The following is a 25,730-nucleotide window of genomic DNA, read 5'->3' as shown; positions in this document are numbered from 1 at the left end:
GTTATAAAAAAGGCTGGCATACACCAGCCTTTTCAGCAATTATTCTTTTACAGGAACAACTGCCCCTTTATATTCTTTATTAATAAAGTCTTCGATTTCTTTAGAATGCAATACTTCTACAAGCTCTTTAATCTCTTTTTTATCTTTATCACCTTTACAAACCACTAATACGTTTGCGTACGGTGAATCATCACCTTCAATTGCAATTGCATCTTTTTCTGGATTTAACTTTGCATCAATTGCATAGTTCGAGTTAATTAAAACAGCGTCGCCTTCTTTATTGTTATACACTTGTGGTAACAAACCTGGCTCAATGTCCGTTTTAAACTTTAAGTTTTTCGGGTTATCTGCAATATCTTTTGGAGTTGCACTAACTGGATCTACCCCGTCTTTAATTTTTAAAATGCCTTCTTTTTGTAAAATTGCTAAACCACGTCCATGGTCAGTAACGGAATTACTCATAATGATTGTCGCTCCGTCTGGAAGTTCTTTTAAGCTCTTATATTTTTGAGAATATACACCGATTGGTTCTAAATGAATTTTTCCTGCTATTTCAAAATCATATTTTTTATCTTTAATTTCTTTCTCTAAATACGGAATGTGCTGGAAGTAGTTTGCATCTAAATCCTTATCCGCTAACGATTTATTTGGCAACACGTAATCTTGGAACTTTTTGACTTCTAATTCAATTCCTTTTTTCTCAAGTAACGGTTTTGCTTTTTCTAAAATTTCAGCATGCGGTACGTTAGAAGCACCCACAACAAGTTTCTTTTCATCTTTATCTTTCCCACCACAAGCAGCTAACCCAAAAATTGAAGTTGAAATAAGTGCCGTAAGTAATAATTTTTTCATTTGAAACATCCTCCCGTTTTTTATTACCGTTTATCTATTCGAGTCGTTAAACTATCACCAATCCACTGAATTAAAAATACAACTAGTAATACACAAATTGTCGCAACGATTGTTACATCGTTATTCCCTCTTTGGAATCCTTCTAAGTAAGCAAGTGTTCCAAGGCCACCAGCACCAACAACTCCCGCCATTGCTGTATAGCCTACTAAAGCAATTGTCGTAACAGTAATACCAGATACTAATGCTGGTAACGATTCTGGAATTAACACTTTCAAAATAATTGTGCTTGTTTTCGCTCCCATTGCTTTTGAAGCTTCAATTACACCTTTATCAATTTCGCGAAGTGCGATTTCAACCATTCTCGCGTAGAATGGTGCCGCTCCAATAATTAAAGCTGGCAATGCTGCACTTGCTCCAAGAATTGTTCCAAGAAGAATCTTTGTGAATGGGATTAATAAAATAATTAAAATGATGAATGGTATAGAACGGAATATATTTACGAATGCTCCAATCACCGTATTAATTGATTTGTTTTCCCATAAATTATCTTTCGCTGTCATGAAGAGTAACAATCCTAAAATTAGTCCTAAAACAAATGTCGCAAGAGCTGCGATTGCCGTCATATATAACGTTTCACCAGTTGCTTCTAACATTTGATTCCAATCAACATTTGCGAGTAACTTATCCATGTGCAATCACCTCCAGCTCTACTTGATCTTGATGAATTCCTTCTATTGCTTGCTGGATCGCTATTTCCTCACCATTTAAATGAACAACTAAACTACCGTAAGAACCGTTATTCGTTTGTGCGATATTCCCTTGCAAAATGCTAACTTCTATATCACTGCGTTGCATTAATCGTTGAAGCACTGGTCTTTCTACAGCCTCACCGATAAATTGCAAACGAATTACTTTTCCATCTGGATATTTTTCAATTAAACTTTCAATCGTTTCATTTGTATCTTCAGAATCTGTTAACTGCTGTACAAATCGTTTCGTAATATCTTGCTTCGGATTACGGAATACATCAAGTACTGGACCTGTTTCTACAATCTTTCCTCTCTCCATTACCGCCACTCGGTTACATATCTTTCGAATCACGTGCATCTCATGTGTAATGAGTACAATTGTTAAACCAAGGCGCTTATTAATGTCTAATAGTAAATCCAAAATTTGATCTGTCGTTTCTGGATCAAGAGCTGACGTTGCTTCATCACATAAAAGCACTTGTGGATTGTTAGCTAAAGCTCTTGCAATCCCGACGCGTTGCTTTTGTCCTCCGCTTAGCTGAGATGGGTACGCGTCTCCTCTCCCTTCTAATCCAACAAGATGAATTAATTCATCAACACGTTTTCTTCTCTTCGCTTTATCAACACCTGCAATTTCAAGTGGAAACTCTATATTTTCACGTACAGTTCGTGACCAAAGTAAGTTAAAGTGCTGAAAAATCATTCCGATTTCTTGCCTTGCCTTACGAAGTTCACTTCCTGTAATTGCTGATATAACACGATTGGCAATTGTAATTTGGCCAGAAGTCGGTTTCTCTAACTGATTAAACAATCTAATTAACGAACTTTTCCCAGCGCCGCTATATCCGATAACACCAAAGATTTCACCTTTGTCTATTTTTAAATTGGCGTTATCTACAGCAGTGACATCACCGCTTTTTGCTTTATATATTTTTTTTACATTTTCTAATAAGATCATGATGTTCACCCCTTTTTGTTTAGATCGACTCCGCAATTTTTTATGTTTAATGCGCGTAGTCCACCGTTATCACTACCTTTATTATTTGAATGTCCTCCACATTCAAACAATAAAAAAACCTTTCTGCTTTAGAGAAGCAGAAAGGTTTATGTGCGTATATAACAACATTATCCCTCTCTCTCATCTCTCAAAGCATTTGCTTTGCAGGAATTGGCACCATTTCAACATAAGTTGACGGTTGCCGGGCTTCACAGGGCACAGTCCCTCCACCTCTCTTGATAAGAGAAATCAGATTCAATTTTCGTCTGATTTGTAATTTATGAAATTGTCTATATTTTATGAATTGAATTGTATCAATATCTAAACACCATGTCAACAGAAATTTTCGTAAAAAATGAACCTTCAGAATTTTAAGCACCTACTGACATCGGTTTACATATATGAAACATCGATTCGACTAATAGCATCGTTCGATACGTTCCCGAATATTGTACACGTCCATCGTTCATTAACATTTGCAATCGTACATTGCCGTTTACCAATTGTTTTACATCTTCTTCATCTACACAAACGATTTGCTCCGTCCCTATTTCCTCATGTAGCAGTTCTATATAATCTCTTGAAATTTGTAACGAACAACTTTCATCTCCAAAGCGGAAATTAACAGTTTTTTCTTCTTTTCTTAAAAGCGGCTCTAAATGATATTGACCATTAGCGTAATTTACAAATGATTGAAGCAAAGAATATAATTTCACCTTAAATCACATCCTTCATATCACTTTCTATTACATACCATTCCCTCTCACTAAAGAGCAATCCTGTTATTTTCGCTCGACAAATACTGTATCCACCCTGCATCTCGACATATTTCCCAAGAAATATGTCGAGGCGGCAAAAATTTTGCCGCCTACTTTAATTCCGTATATAAATATTCAACCGAATGAAATGCGTATATCTTCTTCATCAGTGTCCCATTTTCAAAAACAAGTAAACAAGGTACACTTTCAATCCCATACTCTTTCGCTAAATGCGGAGCATAATTTAAATCTAACATCCCAATTTTGAGGCCTTCAATTGTCATCTCAACGACTGTTAACATCTTTTTTGCTAATTGGCATGTTCCACACATTGGAGTATATACATATAATACTGTTTTTTCTTCGTTCTCTATTAGGGCTGTAGCTTCGGCTCCTGTCCAATCAATCACTTCTATCATTCCTTACCGTAAATATTCTGTATAAACGTCAATGTCGGCTCCCCATAATACATTTGCTAAGTGTGTAGATGGCGCAGTTGCCACTTCTCGGTACGAGCGATCAATATAGATATGCTCGGCTTGCGGAAATTCTTTTCGAAATTGTTTCCTTAACTTTTCTCCAGCATCATCAGCATCCACTAGCACATACACTTCCTTATCAAAAAACTGATCAACGAGCTCATCCATTTTCGACAAACCAATTGTACCATTTGTACAAACAATTTCCACCGGTTCACGAATAATAGATTCAATCTTTCTTCTATCTGATGTACCTTCTACAATAATGACTTTTTCTACATAAATCATATGTCATCACCCGATCACCATATACTATATAACCTTGAACTTAGTATATAGTATATTCGTTATTTTCATGTTGTTTCCTGTTTATTTTTGCAAAAGAAAAGCGTAAGCGGCTCGTTCAGATTGTGAAGACTTATGAAACCTTACCACAAAACAGTTTTTCTCATAATAGCTTATTTATTTACATATAACTTGAATTTCATTATTTCACACAAAATAAAAAAAGACAGCACAAAGGCTGTCCTTTAATCGACTATAATTAGTCTTGGTTTGTCATTTCTGCATATTTTTCAGCAGTTAATAACTTCTCAACTTGGCTTGCATCAGAAAGTTCAACTTTAACCATCCATGCACCCTCGTATGGAGATTCGTTAACAAGTTCTGGTTGGTCACTTAATTCTTCGTTTACTGCTACAACTTTACCGCTTACAGGTGCGTATAACTCAGAAACTGTTTTAACAGATTCTACGCTTCCGAATGGCTCGTCAGCTTCGATTGTTGCACCTACTTCAGGAAGTTCAACGAATACGATATCGCCTAGCTCACCTTGTGCAAAGTGAGTGATACCGATAACAACTTCATTACCTTCAGTTTTTACCCATTCGTGTTCTTCAGAGTAACGTAAATTATTTGGAATGCTCATGACTGTACCTCCAGTGAATGTATTAATTATGTAAAAATACCTTATTGGTACTTTTTCCACACACTTTCAAACTGCTCTTCGTTAAAACCAAGTGTTACATTCGTTCCATCTGTTACAATTGGACGTTTAATCAACATGCCATCAGATGCTAAAAGCTCGTACATTTCGTCTTCGCTTGCATCTTTCAACTTATCTTTCAGACCAAGTTCACGGTAACGCATTCCACTTGTATTAAAGAATTTTTTTAATGGTAATTCACTTTTTTCATGTAAATTACGTAAATCTTCTTTTGATGGTGGATTTTCAACAATATGAATCATCTCATATGCTACATCGTTTGCCTCAAACCATTTCTTTGCCTTTTGACATGTGCCACACTTTGGATATGAATAAAATGTTACTGTCATAAATTCACCTACTTTTTTACTAACCTTTACCTTTATCATATAGAAAACGTTTTATTATTTCAAACCATTATTCGCTAAACTTTTACTTATTTCGTGATAATTTTTAATAATCCTGCGAATTTTTCTTATTTTTCCGCCATTTGTTAAGAAAAAAATAAATATATAAATTTTTTTAGATTCTGCACCAAACATATATCTTAAACAAGCGTTTGATTAATTCCACATTTTTCTTTCTTACGCCTTGAGCTGCATCGGTTTCTTCCTACCGAACATACAGCTTAAACAAACGTTTGATTAATTCTCCATTTTTCTTTCTTAACCCTTAAGTTACATCGGTTTCTTCCTACCGAACATACAGCTTAAACAAACGTTTATTTAAAAAAATAAGAAGCCTCGTTTACAGGCTCCCTCATCATCTATTCAAATAATCTGCGATGGTTTGAAATACGACGATATACATATTATGAATACTTTCTTCTGTATTTCCTCCATTAGATAAACCAATTGCCCATTGTTGCCCTTCACCACTTCCGATATTTGCAAAACCTTGCGTATACATCACATTTACATCTTTTCGTGCACTGTTATACTCTGTCCCTTTTGTAATAAAAATTGAATATGATTTATCTTGTAAACCGATAAAAAACACTGGTTTCTTTAGCGATGAAAATACATTTTTGTACTGCTCTGTTGAGGCTTCTTGAAAGTGATCTTTCATTATTAGAAAACCATCCACTTCCTTAGATTTCTTTTCCAGTGCCTCTAACTTCATTTCCTCAAACTTTACATTCCTAAACGTATCTTTCGGCTTTTCTCCAACAACTCCAATTACGAGTGCTCTTCCGTTATATTCTAATTTCTCTCCTTCTTTATCCTTTGCACACCCAGCACTGACTAGGCATATCAATATAAAAAATAAGAAATACGATAAACGCTTCATATAGCACCCTCCCCTTCTTTTTAGTCAAGTGACAAAAACGTAAGGTTAATTCAAGAAAATGTAAGTAAAATCGATAGCCCAATTCACGTTTCTATATTATAATCAATTGAATTTACTTACATTACTAAACATAGGAGATCAACATGAAGAAATTTAAACTTTCATCTTTTCTTCCGTTAAGTTATATACTTCTACTTGTACTCGTAAGTCCCCTTTACGACGTATTAAATAAATCGACTGTTCACGCAGTAGACGTTACAACTGTAGTAGATGATTGGATTCCATTTGTAAAAGCATTTATTATTCCTTATTTACTTTGGTTTCCATACTTATACGGCGCACTTATTTATTACTGCTTTGCTGACCGAAAGCAATATTATGTCACTTTAAGTAGTGTTATTTTTGGAAAGCTTGCTTGTTTTTCTATTTATTATTTTTGGCAAACAACTGTACCGCGTCCGACTGTCGTTGGAACAGATGTATTTTCTGAACTAGTTCGCTATATTTATAGTATCGATCAACCGGTAAACTGTTTCCCTAGCATTCACGTTCTTACTACATTTGTAATTATGTTAGCTGCCTTTAAGCGTAGAGAGCAACATGCTTTTGAATATTACATCCTTACTTTCTTCGGTACACTTATTATTTTATCAACGTTATTTACGAAGCAGCATGCCTTTGTAGATGCCGTTTCTGGAATGACGCTTGCAAGCATACTTTACTTCGGCGTTCAACTCTTATTGGCGAAAGAACCAATAAGAGTTCCAGTAAAACAAAATCATAGAATGTAACATGACAAAAAAGCAGACTGTGGCTTCTCAGTCTGCTTTTATCTATTATTAAGGAGATTTTCAATTTAAGATTGCGGTACAGTCATATCACCAGAATGAATACGACCTGCTTTTTTAAGAGCAATGTAAAGTATATAAGAAACAGCTACTGGAATAACGATATAAGTAATTACCATCGCTGGGAGAACTCCCCATCCTTGGCTGGAAATTAAATTAATTGGTGCGATAAGAGAACTTAATCCAAGACCTGCAATTTCCTTTCCTGCTTCCAGTTGGAAAATTAATGCGGATACTGGACCGACTATAGCACTGGCGACGACAGTTGGAACGAGAATCATTGGATTTTTAGTGATATTTGGCAACTGTACTTTCGGAGTACAAAGTGCTTGAGCTAATATGCCACCTAAATTGTTTTCTTTCGCTGAGATGACAGAGAATCCGATAAACTGAGCGACGCATCCGGCAAGAGCAGCACCACCTGCAACACCGTCTAAGCTAAGTGCAATTGCTAACGCAGCTGATGAAGCTGGAGAGATAAGTAATAGTCCCCAAACTACTGCAATGACGATAGAAGCGATAAACGGGCTACCAGCCGAGCTATCTTTAATAAAAGCTCCAACTGCGTTTAAAACAGGAGTAATATTATGAGCTAACCAAATACCAACTAAACCAGAGCCTAATATTGCCGCAAATGGAACGAGCATCATATCTAAAGCAGTTTTTCCGCTTAAACGTTTACCCATATATACAGCTAAAGTTGCTGTTAATAAAGCACCGATTGGCTCACCTGTTTTAATAATTAGACCTGCTTCAGTAATTGAAATGGATCCGGCACCAATTGCTCCAGCCACCATAGCCGAGAAGATTACAAGGCCATTTGCACCGAGCATAAAAGCAATCCCGGCACCAATTGCTGGTGCCATAAGTGATTTTGCAACAACTCCGATTGTAATAAGTAATGGTATATCAACAATTCTTCCTATATTTTCGATCAGTAAACCAATTCCGAGGGATACGAAAATACCTTGTGCGATTCCAGCAGATGCTTTAAATACACGAGACATTATATATTCCTTCATTTGTTTCACCTTCTTCTATAAGTTAGTAACCAATTGTTTTCATATAATCACGTAAAATATCGTTTGATTTTGCGAATCGAGATTCTTCATCCTCTGTTAAATTGAGTTCTACAACTTCTCTTATACCGTCTCTAGTAATAATAGCTGGTACTCCTGTACAAATATCATATTCACCATACTCACCATCTAAAATGGCTGATACAGCAATGACACGGTGATCATCATTAAAGATTGAACTCGCAATATATGCTAGAGAATTTCCGATTCCGTAATAAGTAGTTCCTTTTCGCTTATAAATTTCCCATCCAGCTTTCGCAGTCTTCTCAACAATTTCATCTAAATCTATTTCACCAAATCGTTCTTTTTGTTCTTCTAAAATTTGCAGAATTGGCTTTCCACCAACAGTTACGTGAGACCAAGCAACCATTTGAGAATCACCATGTTCTCCCAATGAATACCCATGAATACTACGAGGGTCTACATGTAACATTTCAGATAAAATTGTTCTTAAGCGAGAAGAATCTAATGATGTACCTGTACCGATCACACGATTTCTAGGTAATCCAGATAATTTCCATACTTCATATGTAATAATATCAACTGGGTTCGATGCGAGTAAGAAAATACCATCAAATCCACTTTCCATTACACCACCAACAACACTTTCCATAATCTTTGCACTTGCTCCTAAAGTATCTAAGCGACTTTGTCCAGGTTTTGGTGCTGGCCCTGCAGTAATAATAACAATGTCCATATCTTTGCAGTCTTCATAGCTTCCTGCATATACTTTTGTTCTTGTATTTGTAAAGTTAATGCAATGTGATAAATCCATTGCTTCCCCAACTGCACGTTCATGATTTATATCAATTAATAATAGCTCTTCGCAAATGCCTTGATTCACAATAGAATACGCACAACTTGATCCAACTAATCCAGTACCGATAATTGCAATTTTTCTTGTATGTCTTTTCATAGCAATCTCTCCTAAGTGATCATATAATCTATTTCTTTTGTTCTTTACACTCTTAATTATAGAGGTTATCACGATAGAAACCATGGATACTTTGTGAAATATTGAACAAAGTTTTTGTCCTTTTTGTGAATTGTTATATTCCATTTTCGTCATATTTGTTACAACTGGAAAAATATTTATTATATATTTATTGACATACAACAAAATAAAACGAGCGAATCCATTTTCGCTCGTTTTTTCATCCTATTATTCTGCACTTAACTGACTTTTCAATTGCTGCACAATCATCGGATTCGCAGGTGCTGCTGGTTTATAATAACTCTTTTGCTTTGCGTACTCATACATATTACGTTGGCGCATCTCATCTTGATTACGAATTTGGATTAACGTTTGATGTAACTGCTCATTATCAGACTGAGCAATATAATTTGCATAACTTGTTAAACTTGCATTTAATCCTGCTAAATAATCATTTACCATATCTTTTTCATTCATGTTCCGCTTCCTCCTATCCTAAAAAAGTCATTAATTGTTGCTTCGTATTTCGTGCATCTTGTGCATCCTTTTGTAGCATTTGTTTCAGTTGTGGATCTGTACACGTCTGTGCATACTGCTCCAACTTGTTAATAATTGTTGCATGTCCACCGATTAAATGACGTAAATTTTCTACTTCAAGCTCTGTTAAGTTTTGCATAGGATACTCCTACCTTTCTTTATTCGTTCACTGTTAGTATTTAGCTATTTTTTGATTGTATACATGAATTAACTTTTTCACGTGCATACAAAATAAAAGATGAATAGCTAAGCCATTCACCTTTTATACTGGTTATGTATTTATTTTTATAGAGATACAATCATACTTATACTCACAAGTAAGTTCCATACAATGTGTAAAATAATACTAGGTATAATAGATTGCGTCTTTTTGTATAACATTGCAAATACCATTCCCATAATCGTTGCTGTAATTAGAAGCCCCCCATGAAGAAGTCCAAAAATGAAGGAAGAGATAATGATACTAACTAAAAAATTATATTTCTTTTCTAAAAATCGATATAAAATACCTCGAAATAGAATTTCTTCTTTAACCGGCGTAATGATAGCAACACTTAACACATATATAATACTTTGTATGCTATTTTGAAGCCTTAAACTCCCTAATTGTTCCTTTTGTTCCGCTGCACTTTCAAAACTAAACACATGTAACATTAAATATTGTGATACTGCAATGATAATAAAACCAATTAATAGATATAAATATGTCTTCCCATTCTTCAAAACGGATACATCCCAAATGTATTTAATAAAATGAAAAACCGGTTTATAGGCTAATAAAACGATAGCAACAACAATTGCATCGAATAAGAGTAAATAATATCCTTCTAATTTAGTACTTAATGCTTCTTCTCCATAAATCTCAAAGGCTAAACCAAGAAATAATCCTCCTAGGAGTGAAATCCCTATAATCATTGCTATCATTACAAATAGATTTTTATATGTTATATTCTCGATTTTTCTTTCCACACTATACGCTTCTAACACTGTTTTACCCACAGTATCCCTCCAGTTATTCTCATTTATCTCATTAAAATCCTTTAATTTAAATATAAAGATAATATAACAAAATTTACAAAAAGAATAATATGCAATTTTACATATTATGAAAACTTTATATTTTATAGTTTTAGGAATAGGATTGCTATGCAATAATTATTATATGAAATTTCAAAAAACACTTACTATCCACCATAATCCTCGCATCATATAAAACTTATTAGTTAAAGGAGCAATGAACATGAAAACACATGACTTCCTTACAGAAATCCAGAAGGGCTCTGAGCCTAGTCCCTATCAAGACCCCATCGTATTCAGTTTCGTTTGCTTTTTCTTAGCGATATATACATTTTTCAAACCTGCAAAATAATATCATTTCATAAGAAAAAGCCTACCATTCTTTTCGAATCATATGCACTAAAAAACCTTAGAATCACTTCTAAGGTTTTTGTTTACCTTGCTTCTTATTCACGTAACCCTTTAATAAACGTTTCCAATAATACATGTAAACTTATATCTAGATCTAACGGCAAACCAAATCCGCCTTGCTGTTCAATCGAAGCAAATCCATGACAAATACTTCTGAATCCGCGTGTCGCATGAAGTGCATTCTCTCCTTCTAAGCCATACTGTTGTAATACTTGAAGACAAAGCTTTACAATTCCGTCACCTGCTTTTCTTACTTCTTCATCTCGTAAAAAAGTTGCTTCATATAGTCCAGGATGTTTTCGGACAAATGCTACATACGCTTCTCCTAATGCATGAATTGCTTCATCCATACGTTTATCCTCGGCCGCTTCTTCCAGTTTGTTATGCAGCTGTTTTATTCCGTAAATACCAAGATTTTTCCGTACATCTTGTAACCCTTTTACATGATTATATAGTGAGGGCGAACGTATCCCTAACCTTTTCGCTAATGAAGCTAACGTTACTTCTTGTATTCCATTTGTATCTGCAATTTCTGCAGCTGTTTCTACAATTTTCTGTAATGTAAGTCCGATTCTCGGTGACATAAATTAACCCTCTTTCTTACTTTCTATATTCCGTTTCGCTTCCTTAATAGCAAGCTCTATGACAGTCCCTGGATTCTTTATCATTTCCCCATGCCCTGCCGCAAGTAAGGAAGGCTCATATTCGCTTAACTTCTCTGCACTTTGTAATGATATTTCTTTGCTCCACGTTGCCATCGCAGGAAACGGAAACCAAAATTTCATTTGTCCCGAAACAGCCATACCTCCTCTTGTTTGGAATGCATCCCCAACAATAAGAGCTTTATTTCGTACATCAAGAAATGACATGGATCCTGGCGTATGTCCCGGTGTCATAATCGCAAGAAGCGATCCAACTCGGTCGCCATCTTCTAATAAAACATCAGGTACCGTTTTTACCTTTTTAGGTACACCGCCTTTTATCGGTATATTTGGTTCATCCTTTTGTAACGTCGTATCTCCTTCTAACAGCTTTGCGTCCCGCTTAGAAATATAGACTGGAACATTAGGGAGTACTTCCTTTATTGCGTCTAATGCACCGATGTGATCATCATGCGCATGTGTTAATACAATCTTAGTAATTGGTTTTCCTATTTTCTCAGCCGCCTGTAAAATACTTTTTGCGCTATATGGCAAAGCCGCATCAATTAAAGTTAAACCATCTTCTTCCTCCACAAAGTAACAATTCACAGGAAACACTCTTGGCAAAAATGACAATTGATATACCGTTTGTTCATGTATCATTCTCATATTTCCATCTCCCTTTTCACGAAAACTAATACCATTAGTTTTATTATACTAATGGTATTAGTTTTATGTCACTAAAAAATTTCTTTTTTTCAAAAAAAAGAACAGTAGCCGTATAAACGACTACTGTTCTTTAAAGATATTAAACTGTATAACGCTCATCTTCTAAAATTTTCGCAGCAATTTCACGTTTCTTCGGAATTACGTTAAGTGGTGTGTGGCGAGTTAATTTACGTAATGATGATAACATCATGCGCAGCATGTCGCCGTTTTCAACTGCGATAAGTGTTTCTTTCGCATCTGCTTCAATTTCGTTGAATGCTTCTTGGCAGAATACTTCAGTGTATAACACTTTTTGTTTATTCTTTTCAAGACCAGTTGTTTTAATTGCTTTTTCTGTACGAAGAACAGCTGATTCCATTGCATATAGGTTACTTACGATGTCAGCGATATTCACAAGAATTTCTTGCTCTTTCTCTAATGCTTTACCGTATTTTTGAGCTGCTAATCCAGCTACCATTAAGCCGATTTTCTTCGCGTTACTTACTAAATACTTTTGAAGTGCTAATGGCTCATCGCCTACTTCTTCTGGCATCATCATCATTAACTCTTCTTGTAATTTTTGTGCTTTTTGAAGAAGTGGTAATTCACCTTTCATCGCTTTACGTAAGAACGTACCTGGTACGATTAGGCGGTTAATTTCATTCGTTCCTTCGAAAATACGGTTAATACGAGAATCGCGGTACATTCTTTCAATCTCGTACTCTGCCATAAATCCGTAACCACCGTGAATTTGAACACCTTCATCTACTGTATAGTCTAATACTTCAGAACCGAATACTTTATTTAAAGAGCACTCGATTGCATATTCAGCGATAGAAGCTGCTACTGCTTTACCGTCTTTTACTTCTTCTTCAGATAATGTGCTCATGCGGCTTTCGAATAAACCTACTGTACGATATACAGAACTTTCAGCTGCATATGTTTTTGCTGCCATATTCGCAAGTTTCTCTTGAATTAATGGGAAGCGAGCGATTGGTTGCTTGAACTGTTGACGTTGGTTTGCATATTGTGCTGAAATTTCTACTGCACGTTTCGCAGATCCAACTGTACCAACACCTAATTTATAACGGCCGATATTTAAAATGTTGAATGCGATAATATGACCTTTACCGATTTCACCAAGTAGGTTTTCTTTCGGTACTAATGCATCTTCTAAAATTAACGTACGAGTTGAAGAACATTTAATACCCATTTTCTTTTCTTCTGGGCTTGTAGATACGCCAGCATATTCTTTCTCTACGATAAATGCTGAGAAGTGCTCTCCATCAATTTTTGCATACACGATAAATACGTCAGCGAATGCAGAGTTTGTAATCCATTGTTTTTCACCATTTAATACATAATGTGTACCTTCTGCATTTAAACGTGCAGTTGTTTTTGCACCTAATGCGTCAGATCCTGAACCTGGCTCTGTTAATGCGTATGCAGCTAATTTCTCACCAGTTGCAAGTAATGGTAAATACTTTTTCTTTTGCTCTTCGTTACCGAATAATACGATTGGTAACGATCCGATACCTACGTGAGCACCGTGAGTAATTGCAAAGCCACCTGCGCGAGAGAATTTCTCTGCGATTAACGCTGAGCTTACTTTATCAAGGCCAATTCCTCCGTACTCTTCTGGTACATCAGCACCTAATAAACCAAGTTCTCCAGCTTCTTTTAACAGACGAACAGAACGATCAAACTCATGTTGCTCTAAATATTCAAGCTCTGGAAGAACTTCATTTACGATAAAGTCCTCTGTCGTTTTTGCAATCATTTTATGCTCAGATGAAAAATCTTCTGGCGTAAACACTTGATCAATCGTAATCTCATCTACTAAAAAGCTACCGCCTTTAACCGCATTTCCTACTGTTTTTTCCATGAAAATTTCCTCCTTCATATTTTCATGAGCAGCTTCTTTCAAAAAAGAAAGAAGCTGGCTCTCAATTTTATTTTTTATAAACCTTCGTTGCTTCCATTCTTTTTTTATAATCCAGTTCCAGTGGCTAAAACAGTCGGTCGTTTCACCCCTTCCTGTGAGGCAAAAAGCGCCTCTTCGTCAGGGCTTCCAACGCCCTCCTGTTCTGAGCAAGCCGCTTCCACTTTTTTATAGTAATTCAAATACTCCCGCTGCTCCCATTCCGCCACCGATACACATTGTTACGATACCGAATTGTTCGTTGCGGCGTTTCATTTCGTGAATAAGAGATAGTGTTAGTTTTGCTCCTGTACAGCCAAGTGGATGTCCAAGTGCGATTGCACCACCGTTTACGTTTACTTTTTCTTCATCTAAACCAAGTTCACGAATAACTTGGATTGATTGTGAAGCGAATGCTTCATTTAGTTCGAATAGGCCGATATCAGATAGCTCTAAACCAGCTAGTTTTAACGCTTTCGGAATTGCAGCGATTGGACCGATTCCCATTACTTCTGGTGGTACGCCAGCTACTGCAAATGAACGGAATTTCGCAAGTGGCTTCATACCATCACTTACTGCTTTTTCACGATCCATCAATAATACAGATGCTGCACCATCACTCATTTGTGAAGAGTTACCAGCTGTTACAGAACCGCGAACGTTAAATGCTGGACGTAATTTACCTAAGATGTCTAATGTCGTTTCTGCTCTTACACCTTCGTCTTGTGCGAAAGTGATTGTTTCTTCTTGTAATTTGTTGTTTGCTCCAACAGTACGTAACGTTACATCTACAGATACTGTTTCATCAGCAAAGTTCCCTGCCGCTAATGCTTTGGCAGCACGTTGATGACTTCTTACTGCGAATGCATCTTGCTCTTCACGAGAAATTCCATATTTCACAGCAACTTGCTCTGCTGTATGTCCCATACCCATATAATATTCTGGAGCTGCTTCTACAAGGCGACTATTCGGACGAACAACGTGTCCCATCATTGGAACTAAACTCATTGATTCCGCTCCACCTGATAATACAGCTTCAGAGTGACCAAGCATAATACGCTCTGCTCCGTAAGCGATACTTTGTAAACCTGAAGAACAGTAACGGTTAATCGTAATAGCTGGAACATCGTAAGAAAGTCCTGCTAATCCACCGATATTACGAGCCATATTTAAACCTTGCTCTGCTTCTGGCATCGCACAGCCGAAAATTAAATCGTCAATTGGTCCTTCATAATTCGCACGCTTTAACGTTTCCTTTACTACTAACGCCCCTAGATCGTCAGGACGAACTGTTTTTAATGAACCCCTCTTTGCTTTTCCAATTGGTGTTCTTGCTCCCGCAACAATGACAGCTTCTCTCATGAACGATATCTCCCCTCGTTATTAGTTACGTAATGGCTTTCCTTTTACAAGCATGTGCTGCATTCTTGCTTGTGATTTCATCTCACTTACTAAGCTAATAAATGCTTCACGTTCTACATCTAATAAATATTGCTCATCAACTTCTGTTCCGTACGGCACTTTTCCACCCGCAATGACATATGCAAGTTTCTTCGCAATGTGAAGATCATGTTCAGAAATGTAACCTGATAAATGCATTGCTTCTGCACCAAGTACAAGAGTTGCATATCCTGTTTCACCAACAACTGGTATCTTTTTACGAATCGGTGCTTTATAACCAGCTTCATATAAAGCAAGTGCTTTCTGTTTCGCATCATATAGTAAGTGATCACCATTCACACTAATACCGTCTTTATCGCCTAAGAAGTTGTTCGATACAGCTTCTTGGGCTGATGTAGAAACTTTCGCCATCGCTACAGATTCGAACACTTTATTCGCAACTTTTTGCAGGTCAAACTCTACACCATTTGGCATTTTATTTAAGTGTTTAATGTATAGCTCTTTATTACCGCCTCCGCCAGGAATTAAGCCAACACCAACTTCTACTAAGCCCATATACGTTTCACTAGAAGCTTGAATGCTAGCTGCTGGTAAGCAAACTTCTGTACCTCCGCCAAGCGTCATACCATATGGTGCTGCTACAACTGGCTTAGAAGAGTACTTAATTTTCGTCATTGCATCTTGGAAGTTTTTCACAACCAACTCAATTTCAAAGTAATTGTCGTCTTGTGCTTCCATTAAGATCATCGCCAAGTTCGCACCAACGCAGAAGTTCTTCGATTGGTTACCGATAACAAGACCTTTATAATTTTTTTCTACTTCATCAACAGCATAGTTAATCATTTGCGTAATATCCATACCGATTGCATTGCTCTTCGAATGGAATTCTAAGCAAAGGATGCCGTCGCCTAAATCAATTAAGCTCGCTCCGCTATTTTTCTTTAATACACCATTTTTCGCTTTTAATTGCTTAAGAGAAATTGCTTTTTTATTACGCTCGATTAGCTTATATTCGCCATTATCGTAATAGTAGCTATCGCCGTTATCATGTTTATAGAAAGTAGTGAAACCTTTCTCTAACATTTCTTTCACCCAAGTAGGAACAACTACGCCGTTTTCTTCCATCTTTTGAACAGATTTTTCAACACCGATTGCATCCCACACTTCAAATGGTCCTTGCTCCCAGCCGAAGCCCCACTTCATCGCTTGGTCAATTGCAACGATATCGTCAGCAATTTCTTTATGAAGTTTTGCAGAGTATAAAAGAGTTGGTGTAATGATGTTCCATAACAACTCTCCTGCACGATCTTTCGCGTATACAAGCGCTTTCAATTTATTCGCTAATCCTTTTTCTTGTTTACTTAACTCTACGGATGCAGCTTTTAATTTTTTACGCGCTTCATATTCCATCGTTTTAGGGTTTAACTCTAAAATTTCTTTCCCTTGTTTTAAGAAGAAGCCTTGACCCGTTTTACTTCCAAGCCATTTTTTCTCAAGCATTTCATGCATGAAAGCTGGTACTTTAAATACATCACGCTCTTCTTCTTGCACATTTTCATATACGTTATTTGCAACGTGTACGAATGTATCTAAGCCGACAACATCTAATGTGCGGAACGTTGCGCTCTTCGGACGACCAATAAGTGGGCCTGTTACAGAATCAACTTCCCCAATACTATAGCCGCGTTTTACCATCTCTTGAAGAGTAACAAGTAAACCGTACGTACCGATGCGGTTTCCAATAAAGTTTGGTGTGTCTTTTGCGATAACAACGCCTTTTCCAAGAACGTCTTCGCCAAATAGTTTCATGAAGCTTAATACTTGTGGATCTGTTTCTTTCGTCGGTATTACCTCTAGAAGTTTTAAATATCGTGGTGGGTTAAAAAAGTGTGTGCCTAAGAAGTGTTTCTGGAAGTCGTCTGAACGACCTTCTGCCATTTTTTCAACTGAGATGCCTGACGTATTCGAGCTGACAATAGAACCCGGTTTACGAACAGCGTCTACTTTTTCAAATAATTTCTTTTTAATCTCTAAGTTTTCAACTACTACTTCAATAATCCAATCTACATCAGCTAGACGCTCAAGATCATCTTCTAAGTTACCTGCTTCAATCAGTGCTAGATTTCCTTTCACTGTCAGAGGAGCTGGTTTTTGCTTTAATAATTTTTGCACAGCCGTATTACTAAAACGATTTCTCACACTTTTATGTTCTAATGTAAGTCCCTTCGCTTCTTCTTCTTTCGTAAGCGCAGGTGGTACAATATCAAGCAATAATGTCGGAATACCAATATTAGCTAAGTGTGCCGCAATTCCCGAACCCATTACGCCTGAACCTAGAACAGCAGCCTTTTTAATTTGGAACATCCAATTCTCCCCCTATTCTTGAATGAATGCTCATTCAATTTTTCGACATAAGTCGCAATCAATGAGTGAGCCTCTACTAATAAATATATGATACTGTTTAAATTTTCGCAATATATTTATTGATAAAATTTTCTGAAATAAATATTTTTCTTTCATTTGGCTATGCTATACATGTGTATTTTCTTTGTTTAAATGCACTTTTCCTTTTTATAATCTGACGAAACTGGAGGAATATATATGGCAAAACTTAAGAAGAACCCTTCAAAGGCTGGAATTAGTGCAGCTAGTGTAACTGGAAACGCAGGTCCGCATAATCACGGTGTTGAAAAAGGACGCCAAGGTAACAACCAACAATATAAGAAGCATAATATGGGCGAAAAATAACGCTATATTTTTGGGCAGAGAACGTGGCATAATGATTAATGGCTGCTTTTTCTGCCCAATTTATTTGTACATATGGAAAACAAAAGAGGGACCGATGATGAAACGAACAATAGTTATGATTGTAATGATTGCTACACTATTTACAGGGATGATTTTCTTCTCTTATGCACAAAGGCAACAAGCTGTAAGAGTTAATCAACCTAACATTACTGGGCAATACGCCATTACAATCGATGCAGACACAGGTGAAATTTTGTATGGGAAACGTGAAGACGAACGCTCTTATCCGGCTAGTATAGCCAAAATGATGACAACCCTTCTTTTACTAGAGAATGTAAAAGAAGATGAAGAAATTACAGTTACAGAAAATGCAATTAAAACAGAAAGTCAAAGTAAGAAAATTAAACTTCGTGCTGGAGAAAAATTAAAACGTGATGAGGCATTAAAACTTATGCTTATCATTAGTGCAGATCCAATAGCTGAATCAATTGCAGAACATATCGCAGGATCAAAAAATGAATTTGTGAAAATGATGAATGCTAGAGCGAAGGAACTTGGTACAAAGCATGCGACTTTCAAGAACGCAAGTGGTGCTGATGCGATTGGAAATAAAGTATCACCATATGACATCGCTATGATTACGAAAGAAGCATTAAAGTATCCAGTTGTTTTAGAATATATGAATTCAACACGTACAACTCTACATACTTCAGAACGCTCTCCAAACATCGCAAACTATGGACGAGAAGAACTATATGACGATCCATATGCGATTGGAAGTAAAAGCGGTCTATCAGCACTTGGCAAATATACAGTCGTAACAGTCGATGAAAAAGATGGTAAACGCGTCATTAACGTCGTATTATCTTCTACTCGGGCGCAACTATATCCTGATACGAAGAAAATGGCACATTATGCATTTCAGCAATTAAAATAACCAAGGAGTATTTTCTCCTTGGTTATTTTTTAACCATACCTTTTAATACGAACGCAACGTTTGCTGGACGCTCTGCTAGACGACGCATGAAGTAGCCATACCAGTCGTTTCCATAAGGTACGTAAACACGCATTTTGTAACCTTCTTTTACTAGCTCAAGTTGACGCTCATTACGAATACCATATAACATTTGGAATTCAAATTGATCCCTTGGAATGTTGTGTTCTTCAGCAAGTTTTTTTGTATATTCAATAATCGCTTCATCATGTGAAGCAATCGCAGTATAATTTCCATTTAATAAGTGCATTTTAATAATCTTTTTATAATTGTCATCTACATCTTTCTTATCCGGGAATGCTACCTCTTCAGGTTCTTTATAAGCACCTTTTACAAGACGTAAATTAGGATTATACGCATTTAATTCTTCCATATCTTTTTCTGTACGATATAGGTAAGCTTGAATAACAGTACCAATATTATCGTATTCAGATTTTAATTGTTTAAAGATATCAATTGTTTTACCACAGCGTGTATAATCTTCCATATCAATTGTAACGAACACGCCATTTTCTTTTGCAGCTTCTAAAATACGGCGCATATTGTTCATTACGATTTCATCAGAGATATCTAATCCCATAGAAGTCATCTTTAAAGAAAGTTGCGAATCAAGACCTTCTCTTCCAATTGCACGGATCGCTTCAATCGATTGGTTAGCCATTTCATTTGCTTCTGCTTCATTATCAACGAATTCCCCTAAATAATCGATTGTTACACAAAGTCCTTGCTTGTTCAATTGTTTAATAGCTGCTGTCGCTAATTCAATTGTCTCCCCTGCGACAAAGCGACCTGCACCAAAGCGTAAACCGTACTTTTTAGCCAGTTTTGTTAGCGCTTTATTTTTAGATAAGAAAAGAAACGAATTTCGCATTAATTGTTCCATGTAATTCACCCCTATGACTGTAATTTATCTGTTTTTTACCCCTCTTCAAAATTATATCATTGTTTAAAATTATTGGATACAAATAATTATTTAGATAATTTATAAAATACTATAAAAACATTTAAAAACCTATATTCTCGCATGCAAATATGAAGGGAATATTTTTCGACATTTAGAAAAAACGGGTTTACTAGGGCAAAAATAGGCATACCGAAAATATTCGACATGCCTATAGAACCCTTAATATTCCACGTAAGTTATATAAGGATATTAATACAGAAAACTTGCGATTATATTTCCCTCAAGTTTTTTTATTGCTCATTTCGCTTCTCTTCATTCAGCCTTTTAATATCTGTAATTAACTGCACCATCTCTTCTTTCGCATCTGGATATGTCTCATTCCAATGCTTTACTAAAGCTGGCATTGTCTTCGCTATGTAAGAATAAAGCGCCCACTTCTGCACCTGCTCTTTTCTCTCTTCATTGCTCTCTCCAAGTAATAGTTCCGTGTATTTCTCTAACAACCCGTCAAATTGTTCATTAAACTTTTCACTCATCTTATTTACCTCCTATATGAAAAAAGCAGCGAAGATCGCTGCTTTTTCTTATAATTTTGATCGAACAGAGTTTAATTTTTTCTCCATTGTGCTTACTTTATCACGACGATCATCAATACGAATAGTTGTTGCAACACGCTGTGCACCTTTCGTATATGGAACTTCATGCATTTGTTGAATTACTTCTAGAATGACAGGAAGATCTCCTTCAATAATTGTATTCATCGGTGTTAATTGATACTTCACACGATCCGCATTTTTCTCTAGCACCTTTTGTACTTCTGCTACATATTCACTAACACTTGGATTACCTGTTCCTACTGGAATAATCGATACATCAACAATTGCCATAGTAGTCTTCCTCCTATAATCGTTTCTTATATATCCATTGTCTATTTTACCGAAATCCTCTTCATTTTACTAATATGTTACTCTTCCACTTTAAACTGCTCGACTAATCTTTCTAAATCTCTCATATGTTCTGTCAAACTTTCCATCGTGTGAGCTACCTTTTCTAAATGATTCACCTGTGATTCCGTTGCAGCATGTACCTCTTCAGAAACAGCTGCACTTTCTTGACTCGTACCAGCAATTGTATGCATTACCGCTGTAATTTCCCCTTGCTCGTAACCTATGTTATGTACCTCTGCTACAATTTTTTCAACTGAAGTACTAATCGTATTTACAACTGACATAATTGTCCGGAACTCTATTTCCGCCTCTGTCGTCACTTTATTTTGCACATCTGCAATATCTTTCAATTTACTTACAACTTCTACAACTCTTTTTACTTCTACTTGCACATCACCAATCATCTTTGTGATTTCTCCAGTTGCCTCTTTTGATTGTTCCGCTAATTTACGAACCTCCTCAGCAACAACCGCAAATCCCTTACCTTGCTCACCTGCACGGGCAGCTTCAATCGAAGCATTTAAAGCAAGTAAATTTGTTTGATCCGAAATACCTTTTATAAGCTCAACCACATTTTGAATAGATCCAACTCTTTGTTCTAACTTACCCGATGCTTCTTCTGTATGAACAACAATTGAAGATGATTGTCCCCTCGTACGGATTAAATTCCTCATTGTATTTAATCCTTGCTTAGATGCCTCTTCCGCTTTGCCAGCCACTCCTTTTATTTCATCAACAGAGCTGTTCATTTGTTCCACTGACTCCGCCATATTTTCGAGCTGAGCTGAAACTTCATCCACACTATTCGCAAGAGTAGAAGCTCCTCCGCTCACATCATCCATTGCTCCTGACACTTCTCTACTAGCCGCTACTGTTTCGTTCGTTAAATAATGTAAACTATTCGTTGATTGTTGCACCGTTGATACGCTGTTTTTAATTTTACTTACCATTTCATTCATTTGTTCAACCATATCATTAAAGTGCTTAGTCAACTCTCCAACTTCATCTTTACTTGTCACTTTCATTCGCAGCGTTAAATCGCCTTCTGCTACTTTTTGCACGTGATTCTTTAATAGTTGCAGTGGTCTTGCTAATCTTCTTGAGAACAAGTAGGAAGCTACGATTCCAACTAATAAACTAATACATGCCATTATAATAACTGTATTTCTTGTACTATTTAATAGCCCATCGATCGTTTCTTTCGGATAAAAGATTCCTATCGTCCATTTCATCGTATCAAATGATTGACTATAAACAACTACATCTTCACCTTTTATTGTAGTGACCGCATATTTTGTTACCTCTTTATTTAAGCTCTTTATAAGTGGCTCTTTAGAAACATCTTTCCCTATCTTTTCTGGATAAACAAGAGCCATATTTTTATCATTTATAATAAACATTTCTCCGTCATTATTGTATTGAATATTGTGAAGCAACTTCTGAATCGTCCCAAGCGATACATCCATCGCAACAACACCTAATACAGACCCATCTTGAGCTGTAATTGCTTTAGAAACACCTACACTTAACTTTCCTGTTGCAATTTCATAAGAAGGTTGTCCCCAATGGACCTTTTTTACATCAGCCTCTGAATCTTTATACCATGGTCTTGTCGTTGGATCGTATCCTTCTGGCACTTGCCCATCTTCAGCAAGATTGGCACTTAATGTTTTTTTATCTTTCGTACCAATATATAAATCTAAAATACCAGGATGATTCTTTTTATACTCTGCAAACTCTTTCGTTAAAAACGCTTCCTCTTCTGGAGTAACCCCACCTTGAAGCATATTACGAATCATCTCACTGTTCGCATAATACCCCATATCTTCATCCGTTCTTTGAACAAATGTCGTAAGTTGCTCTGTCACAAGATCCATCGCATTTTGAGAATACTCGTCTAAGGAACGCACTTCCTTTTCTTTCTGTAATTGATACACAGCTGTACCCAATATTACGAACATCATAGAAATAAGTACTGAAAACACTACCGCAATTTTTAAACGTAAACTTCTTAACATCTTCCCCCTAGCATCCCCTTCGCATTAAACTAAAATCTTATTAATCATTATATTAAGTATAATAGATAAAATTAAAAAATTGAAATTAATTCTCACCTTAATACAATTAGAAAACGGACTACCACTTGTGCAAAAACAAATAGTTCATTATCCTTAAAATATAATCTCATTCGTTCGGAGGTAACTATGTTACAAAAATTCGGTTTCTCACAATATGAAAGCCAAGCTTATGAAGTTGTCGTATCAAGCAATGAACCATTAGATGCTACAACAATTGTGAAGCATTCAGGTGTTCCAAAAGCAAAAATATATGAAGTGCTAGCACGCCTAATCGATAAAGGAATGGTAATGGATTCTGTTTCAGAAAAGAAAAAATTGTATACAGCATTACCACTAAAGCTAGCAATTGAAAAATTAACGACAGAATTCCAATCAAATATTAAAGAACTGGAAACAAATATATCAAAAAAATCATTTACAGATGACCGTGTGTGGAGCTTAAAAATGCAATCTTCTATTCGAGTTCAAAGTAAAGAACTCATTGAAAGTGCAAAAGAATCAATCCGTATTTCAGCTTGGAATGATACTCTTTTAGAATATCTCCCTTTACTAGAACAAAAAGCAAAACAAGGTGTTCAAATTGAATCCCTTATTGTTGGAGAAGTAGAAACAGACTTAGAAAAGATGCATTTTCTAATCCCAGCTGAAGAGCCTAATGCATTAGAGCGCTACTTACTACTCATCGTTGACGATCGTGAAATTTTATTTGCTGGCGTAGAACAAGAGTCATGGCAAGCGATGAAAACAATGTCACAACCTTTCGTAAAGTTCTTTACAGAATTTTTCTATCACGACGTTGCACTTGCAAAGATTACCCAGAAACACCATGACCTCTTTATGGAAGATGAGGAAATTAAGAGTTTGTTAATGAAATTAAGATACTAATTAAATAATAAAAAGGAGTCTAGTTTTTCACTTAGACTCCTTTTCGTTTTGTTCCTTTATCTCCATCAACAGCTCAATGATTTTCTCATTTTGCTCTACCTGTTTCTCAGAATTTTTATAGATGAAACGAACCCATCTAAGTGCAAGAATAATAAGAAACAAAGGGAGCATTGAAATTAGAAGACCAATAATTGAAAAATTCGTATACATATACCTCACCTCGCTATATACACCTTCTCCATCTTTCTACTAAAACCTGCAATTTTTTACAAATAAAAAAGAACCTATCAAACGATAGATTCTTCTTTCACGAACTGAGTAGAGCGTCCTCTTGTAATCGAGAAAATCGCACAAAGTAGTGCTAATATAATAAAGCCACCGCCTACCCAAGCATTATATATAACAGATGATTTTTCAATAACAACTCCACCTACTGTTGAACCGAGTGCAATTCCTAAATGAAGCGCAGAGTTATTTAAACCTTGCTGAATACCAGCTGATTCCGGTGCAATTTCAATTAAATAATTTTGCTGTGCTGGTGAAATCGCCCAGCTCAGCATACTCCAAAGTCCCATCATAATGATGAAGAGCGGGAATGAGAATGTCATTAATGGCAACATGAAGATTGCACATGCAAATACGATAATAATCGAGATAATACTTTTCTTCGACCCCCATTTATCAGCAAGCCATCCACCAAATCCGCCGCCAATTACTGCTGCGATTCCGAAAATGAAGTAAAACACACTAATCCAGTTTGCTTCAACATGCATGACATCCTTTAAGAAAGGCGTTAAATATGCATATAGTGTTAAATGACCCGTTAAAAATAAAAAGGATGTTAACTGTGCACTTACAATTTTTTTATCTTTTAAAGTAGCAAGTTGTTTCTTTATTGATAATACCGATGTCGGTGGTACTTTCGTTAAGAACAATGAAATACAAGCAATAGCCATAACTGTTAATATTGAAATTAATACAAATGGCGCACGCCATCCGTATGCATTTCCGAGCACAAGACCGAGCGGTACTCCAAGTACGAGTGATCCGCTAATCCCCATAAAAATGATTCCAATTGCACGCGCACGAAAATGCGGTTCCACTACACTAGAAGCAAGTGTTACCGATAGTGCAATAATTAATGAACCACTTGCCGCACAAATAACCCTTGAGAACATTAACATTCCGTAATTTACACTAAATGCCGAAATGATATTTCCGATTAAGAAAATCGATAATGCTCCAACATACAATGTTTTTCTTTCAAACTTCCCTGTCACAGCTAATAAAACTGGACCTGACAAAGCAAATACTACCGAAAATATTGTGATAAGCTGACCAGCTGCGCTAATAGATACTCCTAAATCATTGGCAACTAAATCGAGCGTTCCTCCTATAATTAACTCAACCGTTCCGACTACGAAAGCCGCGATAGCTAAAATATAAACACGAAAATTCAAGTCTTTCCCCACGCTTTCTATTTTGGTTACTACGACTATAGTAACCAAAATAGAAAGTGGACGCAAGTATAATTTTTTTGCAGTAAAAAAGGTAGGCGTATTATACG

The 25,730-nt window shown here is 36.2% G+C and carries 29 protein-coding genes and 1 riboswitch; of the genes, 4 read left to right on the top strand and 25 right to left on the bottom strand.

The genetic code is table 11. The features are described from left to right. Positions 1-39: 39 nt before the first annotated feature. From metQ to ACTFRH_RS20830, 9 genes are all read right to left on the bottom strand, one after another. Positions 40-852 (bottom strand): methionine ABC transporter substrate-binding lipoprotein MetQ, encoded by an 813-nt coding sequence (metQ, locus tag ACTFRH_RS20870; RefSeq protein ID WP_440048775.1) that lies wholly within the window; start codon positions 850-852, stop codon positions 40-42. Positions 853-875: 23 nt separating this feature from the next. Further along, the gene (locus ACTFRH_RS20865; RefSeq protein ID WP_000359401.1) at positions 876-1,541 is read right to left on the bottom strand and encodes a methionine ABC transporter permease; all 666 of its coding nucleotides are present in this window, start codon (positions 1,539-1,541) and stop codon (positions 876-878) included. Beyond that, on the bottom strand, positions 1,534-2,559 hold the full coding sequence (locus ACTFRH_RS20860; RefSeq protein WP_000601761.1) for a methionine ABC transporter ATP-binding protein: 1,026 nt from the start codon (positions 2,557-2,559) through the stop codon (positions 1,534-1,536). The genes ACTFRH_RS20865 and ACTFRH_RS20860 overlap by 8 nt, the downstream gene beginning before the upstream one ends. A gap of 177 nt (positions 2,560-2,736) precedes the next feature. After that, positions 2,737-2,844, bottom strand: a riboswitch (SAM riboswitch). Positions 2,845-2,969: 125 nt separating this feature from the next. Next, entirely contained in the window at positions 2,970-3,314 is a 345-nt protein-coding gene (locus tag ACTFRH_RS20855) for a hypothetical protein (protein WP_000781210.1), read from the bottom strand. A gap of 152 nt (positions 3,315-3,466) precedes the next feature. After that, positions 3,467-3,775, bottom strand: a complete 309-nt coding sequence (locus ACTFRH_RS20850; RefSeq protein ID WP_002025020.1) for a thioredoxin family protein — start codon at positions 3,773-3,775, stop codon at positions 3,467-3,469. A 3-nt stretch (positions 3,776-3,778) separates the two neighbouring features. Next, on the bottom strand, positions 3,779-4,123 hold the full coding sequence (locus ACTFRH_RS20845; RefSeq protein WP_000640870.1) for a toprim domain-containing protein: 345 nt from the start codon (positions 4,121-4,123) through the stop codon (positions 3,779-3,781). 256 nt (positions 4,124-4,379) lie between these two features. Next, on the bottom strand, positions 4,380-4,763 hold the full coding sequence (gcvH, locus tag ACTFRH_RS20840; protein ID WP_000026896.1) for a glycine cleavage system protein GcvH: 384 nt from the start codon (positions 4,761-4,763) through the stop codon (positions 4,380-4,382). Positions 4,764-4,804: 41 nt separating this feature from the next. Continuing rightward, on the bottom strand, positions 4,805-5,170 hold the full coding sequence (locus ACTFRH_RS20835; protein WP_000218968.1) for an arsenate reductase family protein: 366 nt from the start codon (positions 5,168-5,170) through the stop codon (positions 4,805-4,807). 412 nt (positions 5,171-5,582) lie between these two features. Then, the gene (locus ACTFRH_RS20830) at positions 5,583-6,110 is read right to left on the bottom strand and encodes a hypothetical protein (protein ID WP_000826885.1); all 528 of its coding nucleotides are present in this window, start codon (positions 6,108-6,110) and stop codon (positions 5,583-5,585) included. Positions 6,111-6,253: 143 nt separating this feature from the next. On the opposite strand from ACTFRH_RS20830, the gene ACTFRH_RS20825 reads away from it, so the two are divergent. Next, a complete protein-coding gene (locus tag ACTFRH_RS20825) occupies positions 6,254-6,901 on the top strand; it encodes a phosphatase PAP2 family protein (RefSeq protein WP_000713772.1) in 648 nt (215 codons plus the stop codon). A gap of 65 nt (positions 6,902-6,966) precedes the next feature. Here the strand turns inward: ACTFRH_RS20825 and ACTFRH_RS20820 are convergent, their stop codons facing one another. The 10 genes from ACTFRH_RS20820 to ACTFRH_RS20775 form a co-directional block, all read right to left on the bottom strand. Then, entirely contained in the window at positions 6,967-7,980 is a 1,014-nt protein-coding gene (locus ACTFRH_RS20820) for a PTS transporter subunit IIC (RefSeq protein ID WP_000666183.1), read from the bottom strand. Between the two features lie 22 nt (positions 7,981-8,002). Continuing rightward, a complete protein-coding gene (locus tag ACTFRH_RS20815; RefSeq protein WP_000820650.1) occupies positions 8,003-8,953 on the bottom strand; it encodes an L-lactate dehydrogenase in 951 nt (316 codons plus the stop codon). A gap of 246 nt (positions 8,954-9,199) precedes the next feature. Further along, complete coding sequence (locus ACTFRH_RS20810; protein ID WP_001002987.1) at positions 9,200-9,448, bottom strand: spore coat protein; 249 nt, start codon at positions 9,446-9,448, stop codon at positions 9,200-9,202. Between the two features lie 13 nt (positions 9,449-9,461). Beyond that, entirely contained in the window at positions 9,462-9,647 is a 186-nt protein-coding gene (locus tag ACTFRH_RS20805) for a hypothetical protein (protein WP_001180555.1), read from the bottom strand. A 146-nt stretch (positions 9,648-9,793) separates the two neighbouring features. Beyond that, positions 9,794-10,507 carry a CPBP family intramembrane glutamic endopeptidase gene (locus ACTFRH_RS20800; RefSeq protein WP_000520911.1) on the bottom strand — a complete coding sequence of 238 codons (714 nt, stop codon included), beginning with the start codon at positions 10,505-10,507 and terminating at the stop codon, positions 9,794-9,796. A gap of 464 nt (positions 10,508-10,971) precedes the next feature. Next, the gene (locus ACTFRH_RS20795; RefSeq protein WP_000074931.1) at positions 10,972-11,520 is read right to left on the bottom strand and encodes a TetR/AcrR family transcriptional regulator; all 549 of its coding nucleotides are present in this window, start codon (positions 11,518-11,520) and stop codon (positions 10,972-10,974) included. 3 nt (positions 11,521-11,523) lie between these two features. After that, positions 11,524-12,246 carry an MBL fold metallo-hydrolase gene (locus ACTFRH_RS20790; RefSeq protein ID WP_001242348.1) on the bottom strand — a complete coding sequence of 241 codons (723 nt, stop codon included), beginning with the start codon at positions 12,244-12,246 and terminating at the stop codon, positions 11,524-11,526. Positions 12,247-12,385: 139 nt separating this feature from the next. After that, positions 12,386-14,170, bottom strand: a complete 1,785-nt coding sequence (locus ACTFRH_RS20785) for an acyl-CoA dehydrogenase family protein (RefSeq protein WP_000416286.1) — start codon at positions 14,168-14,170, stop codon at positions 12,386-12,388. A 225-nt stretch (positions 14,171-14,395) separates the two neighbouring features. Beyond that, positions 14,396-15,568 (bottom strand): acetyl-CoA C-acetyltransferase, encoded by a 1,173-nt coding sequence (locus ACTFRH_RS20780; protein WP_001206335.1) that lies wholly within the window; start codon positions 15,566-15,568, stop codon positions 14,396-14,398. Positions 15,569-15,589: 21 nt separating this feature from the next. After that, positions 15,590-17,971, bottom strand: coding sequence for a 3-hydroxyacyl-CoA dehydrogenase/enoyl-CoA hydratase family protein (locus ACTFRH_RS20775; protein WP_000486395.1), 2,382 nt, complete (start codon positions 17,969-17,971; stop codon positions 15,590-15,592). A 237-nt stretch (positions 17,972-18,208) separates the two neighbouring features. Between ACTFRH_RS20775 and ACTFRH_RS20770 the strand changes: the two genes are divergently transcribed. Both ACTFRH_RS20770 and ACTFRH_RS20765 read left to right on the top strand, forming a co-directional pair. Continuing rightward, complete coding sequence (locus ACTFRH_RS20770; protein WP_001096344.1) at positions 18,209-18,355, top strand: YuzL family protein; 147 nt, start codon at positions 18,209-18,211, stop codon at positions 18,353-18,355. Between the two features lie 97 nt (positions 18,356-18,452). Next, on the top strand, positions 18,453-19,292 hold the full coding sequence (locus tag ACTFRH_RS20765) for a D-alanyl-D-alanine carboxypeptidase family protein (RefSeq protein ID WP_000831481.1): 840 nt from the start codon (positions 18,453-18,455) through the stop codon (positions 19,290-19,292). 22 nt (positions 19,293-19,314) lie between these two features. Here the strand turns inward: ACTFRH_RS20765 and ACTFRH_RS20760 are convergent, their stop codons facing one another. The 4 genes from ACTFRH_RS20760 to ACTFRH_RS20745 all read right to left on the bottom strand — a co-directional run bounded on the left by ACTFRH_RS20760 (position 19,315) and on the right by ACTFRH_RS20745 (position 23,218). After that, positions 19,315-20,232 carry a proline dehydrogenase family protein gene (locus tag ACTFRH_RS20760; RefSeq protein WP_000436776.1) on the bottom strand — a complete coding sequence of 306 codons (918 nt, stop codon included), beginning with the start codon at positions 20,230-20,232 and terminating at the stop codon, positions 19,315-19,317. Between the two features lie 311 nt (positions 20,233-20,543). After that, positions 20,544-20,789 carry a YusU family protein gene (locus ACTFRH_RS20755; RefSeq protein WP_001290594.1) on the bottom strand — a complete coding sequence of 82 codons (246 nt, stop codon included), beginning with the start codon at positions 20,787-20,789 and terminating at the stop codon, positions 20,544-20,546. 48 nt (positions 20,790-20,837) lie between these two features. Next, positions 20,838-21,140 carry an MTH1187 family thiamine-binding protein gene (locus ACTFRH_RS20750; RefSeq protein ID WP_001018860.1) on the bottom strand — a complete coding sequence of 101 codons (303 nt, stop codon included), beginning with the start codon at positions 21,138-21,140 and terminating at the stop codon, positions 20,838-20,840. Positions 21,141-21,217: 77 nt separating this feature from the next. Then, a complete protein-coding gene (locus ACTFRH_RS20745) occupies positions 21,218-23,218 on the bottom strand; it encodes a methyl-accepting chemotaxis protein (protein ID WP_440048776.1) in 2,001 nt (666 codons plus the stop codon). A gap of 186 nt (positions 23,219-23,404) precedes the next feature. Between ACTFRH_RS20745 and ACTFRH_RS20740 the strand changes: the two genes are divergently transcribed. Next, positions 23,405-24,163 carry a TrmB family transcriptional regulator gene (locus ACTFRH_RS20740; protein WP_000939477.1) on the top strand — a complete coding sequence of 253 codons (759 nt, stop codon included), beginning with the start codon at positions 23,405-23,407 and terminating at the stop codon, positions 24,161-24,163. Between the two features lie 27 nt (positions 24,164-24,190). Here ACTFRH_RS20740 and ACTFRH_RS20735 read toward each other — a convergent pair whose 3' ends face one another. Both ACTFRH_RS20735 and ACTFRH_RS20730 read right to left on the bottom strand, forming a co-directional pair. Further along, on the bottom strand, positions 24,191-24,373 hold the full coding sequence (locus ACTFRH_RS20735; protein ID WP_000288473.1) for a hypothetical protein: 183 nt from the start codon (positions 24,371-24,373) through the stop codon (positions 24,191-24,193). A gap of 77 nt (positions 24,374-24,450) precedes the next feature. Continuing rightward, on the bottom strand, positions 24,451-25,635 hold the full coding sequence (locus ACTFRH_RS20730; protein WP_003303294.1) for an MFS transporter: 1,185 nt from the start codon (positions 25,633-25,635) through the stop codon (positions 24,451-24,453). Between the last annotated feature and the right edge of the window lie 95 nt (positions 25,636-25,730).

The sequence above is a fragment of the Bacillus cereus group sp. MYBK216-1 genome (assembly GCF_051916495.1).
GTDB lineage: Bacteria > Bacillota > Bacilli > Bacillales > Bacillaceae_G > Bacillus_A > Bacillus_A thuringiensis_K.
The sequence above is the reverse complement of the archived record's forward strand: the minus strand, read 5'-3'. Positions and strand labels throughout refer to the sequence as shown.

Excerpts from the sequence above, each read along its gene's own strand:
- metQ (WP_440048775.1), bottom strand. The coding sequence starts at position 852 with ATGAAAAAATTATTACTTACGGCACTTATTTCAACTTCAATTTTTGGG.
- ACTFRH_RS20865 (WP_000359401.1), bottom strand. The coding sequence starts at position 1,541 with ATGGATAAGTTACTCGCAAATGTTGATTGGAATCAAATGTTAGAAGCA.
- ACTFRH_RS20860 (WP_000601761.1), bottom strand. The coding sequence starts at position 2,559 with ATGATCTTATTAGAAAATGTAAAAAAAATATATAAAGCAAAAAGCGGT.
- ACTFRH_RS20850 (WP_002025020.1), bottom strand. The coding sequence starts at position 3,775 with ATGATAGAAGTGATTGATTGGACAGGAGCCGAAGCTACAGCCCTAATA.
- ACTFRH_RS20845 (WP_000640870.1), bottom strand. The coding sequence starts at position 4,123 with ATGATTTATGTAGAAAAAGTCATTATTGTAGAAGGTACATCAGATAGA.
- gcvH (WP_000026896.1), bottom strand. The coding sequence starts at position 4,763 with ATGAGCATTCCAAATAATTTACGTTACTCTGAAGAACACGAATGGGTA.
- ACTFRH_RS20835 (WP_000218968.1), bottom strand. The coding sequence starts at position 5,170 with ATGACAGTAACATTTTATTCATATCCAAAGTGTGGCACATGTCAAAAG.
- ACTFRH_RS20830 (WP_000826885.1), bottom strand. The coding sequence starts at position 6,110 with ATGAAGCGTTTATCGTATTTCTTATTTTTTATATTGATATGCCTAGTC.
- ACTFRH_RS20825 (WP_000713772.1), top strand. The coding sequence starts at position 6,254 with ATGAAGAAATTTAAACTTTCATCTTTTCTTCCGTTAAGTTATATACTT.
- ACTFRH_RS20820 (WP_000666183.1), bottom strand. The coding sequence starts at position 7,980 with ATGAAGGAATATATAATGTCTCGTGTATTTAAAGCATCTGCTGGAATC.
- ACTFRH_RS20815 (WP_000820650.1), bottom strand. The coding sequence starts at position 8,953 with ATGAAAAGACATACAAGAAAAATTGCAATTATCGGTACTGGATTAGTT.
- ACTFRH_RS20810 (WP_001002987.1), bottom strand. The coding sequence starts at position 9,448 with ATGAATGAAAAAGATATGGTAAATGATTATTTAGCAGGATTAAATGCA.
- ACTFRH_RS20805 (WP_001180555.1), bottom strand. The coding sequence starts at position 9,647 with ATGCAAAACTTAACAGAGCTTGAAGTAGAAAATTTACGTCATTTAATC.
- ACTFRH_RS20795 (WP_000074931.1), bottom strand. The coding sequence starts at position 11,520 with ATGTCACCGAGAATCGGACTTACATTACAGAAAATTGTAGAAACAGCT.
- ACTFRH_RS20790 (WP_001242348.1), bottom strand. The coding sequence starts at position 12,246 with ATGAGAATGATACATGAACAAACGGTATATCAATTGTCATTTTTGCCA.
- ACTFRH_RS20785 (WP_000416286.1), bottom strand. The coding sequence starts at position 14,170 with ATGGAAAAAACAGTAGGAAATGCGGTTAAAGGCGGTAGCTTTTTAGTA.
- ACTFRH_RS20780 (WP_001206335.1), bottom strand. The coding sequence starts at position 15,568 with ATGAGAGAAGCTGTCATTGTTGCGGGAGCAAGAACACCAATTGGAAAA.
- ACTFRH_RS20775 (WP_000486395.1), bottom strand. The coding sequence starts at position 17,971 with ATGTTCCAAATTAAAAAGGCTGCTGTTCTAGGTTCAGGCGTAATGGGT.
- ACTFRH_RS20770 (WP_001096344.1), top strand. The coding sequence starts at position 18,209 with ATGGCAAAACTTAAGAAGAACCCTTCAAAGGCTGGAATTAGTGCAGCT.
- ACTFRH_RS20765 (WP_000831481.1), top strand. The coding sequence starts at position 18,453 with ATGAAACGAACAATAGTTATGATTGTAATGATTGCTACACTATTTACA.
- ACTFRH_RS20760 (WP_000436776.1), bottom strand. The coding sequence starts at position 20,232 with ATGGAACAATTAATGCGAAATTCGTTTCTTTTCTTATCTAAAAATAAA.
- ACTFRH_RS20755 (WP_001290594.1), bottom strand. The coding sequence starts at position 20,789 with ATGAGTGAAAAGTTTAATGAACAATTTGACGGGTTGTTAGAGAAATAC.
- ACTFRH_RS20750 (WP_001018860.1), bottom strand. The coding sequence starts at position 21,140 with ATGGCAATTGTTGATGTATCGATTATTCCAGTAGGAACAGGTAATCCA.
- ACTFRH_RS20745 (WP_440048776.1), bottom strand. The coding sequence starts at position 23,218 with ATGTTAAGAAGTTTACGTTTAAAAATTGCGGTAGTGTTTTCAGTACTT.
- ACTFRH_RS20740 (WP_000939477.1), top strand. The coding sequence starts at position 23,405 with ATGTTACAAAAATTCGGTTTCTCACAATATGAAAGCCAAGCTTATGAA.
- ACTFRH_RS20735 (WP_000288473.1), bottom strand. The coding sequence starts at position 24,373 with ATGTATACGAATTTTTCAATTATTGGTCTTCTAATTTCAATGCTCCCT.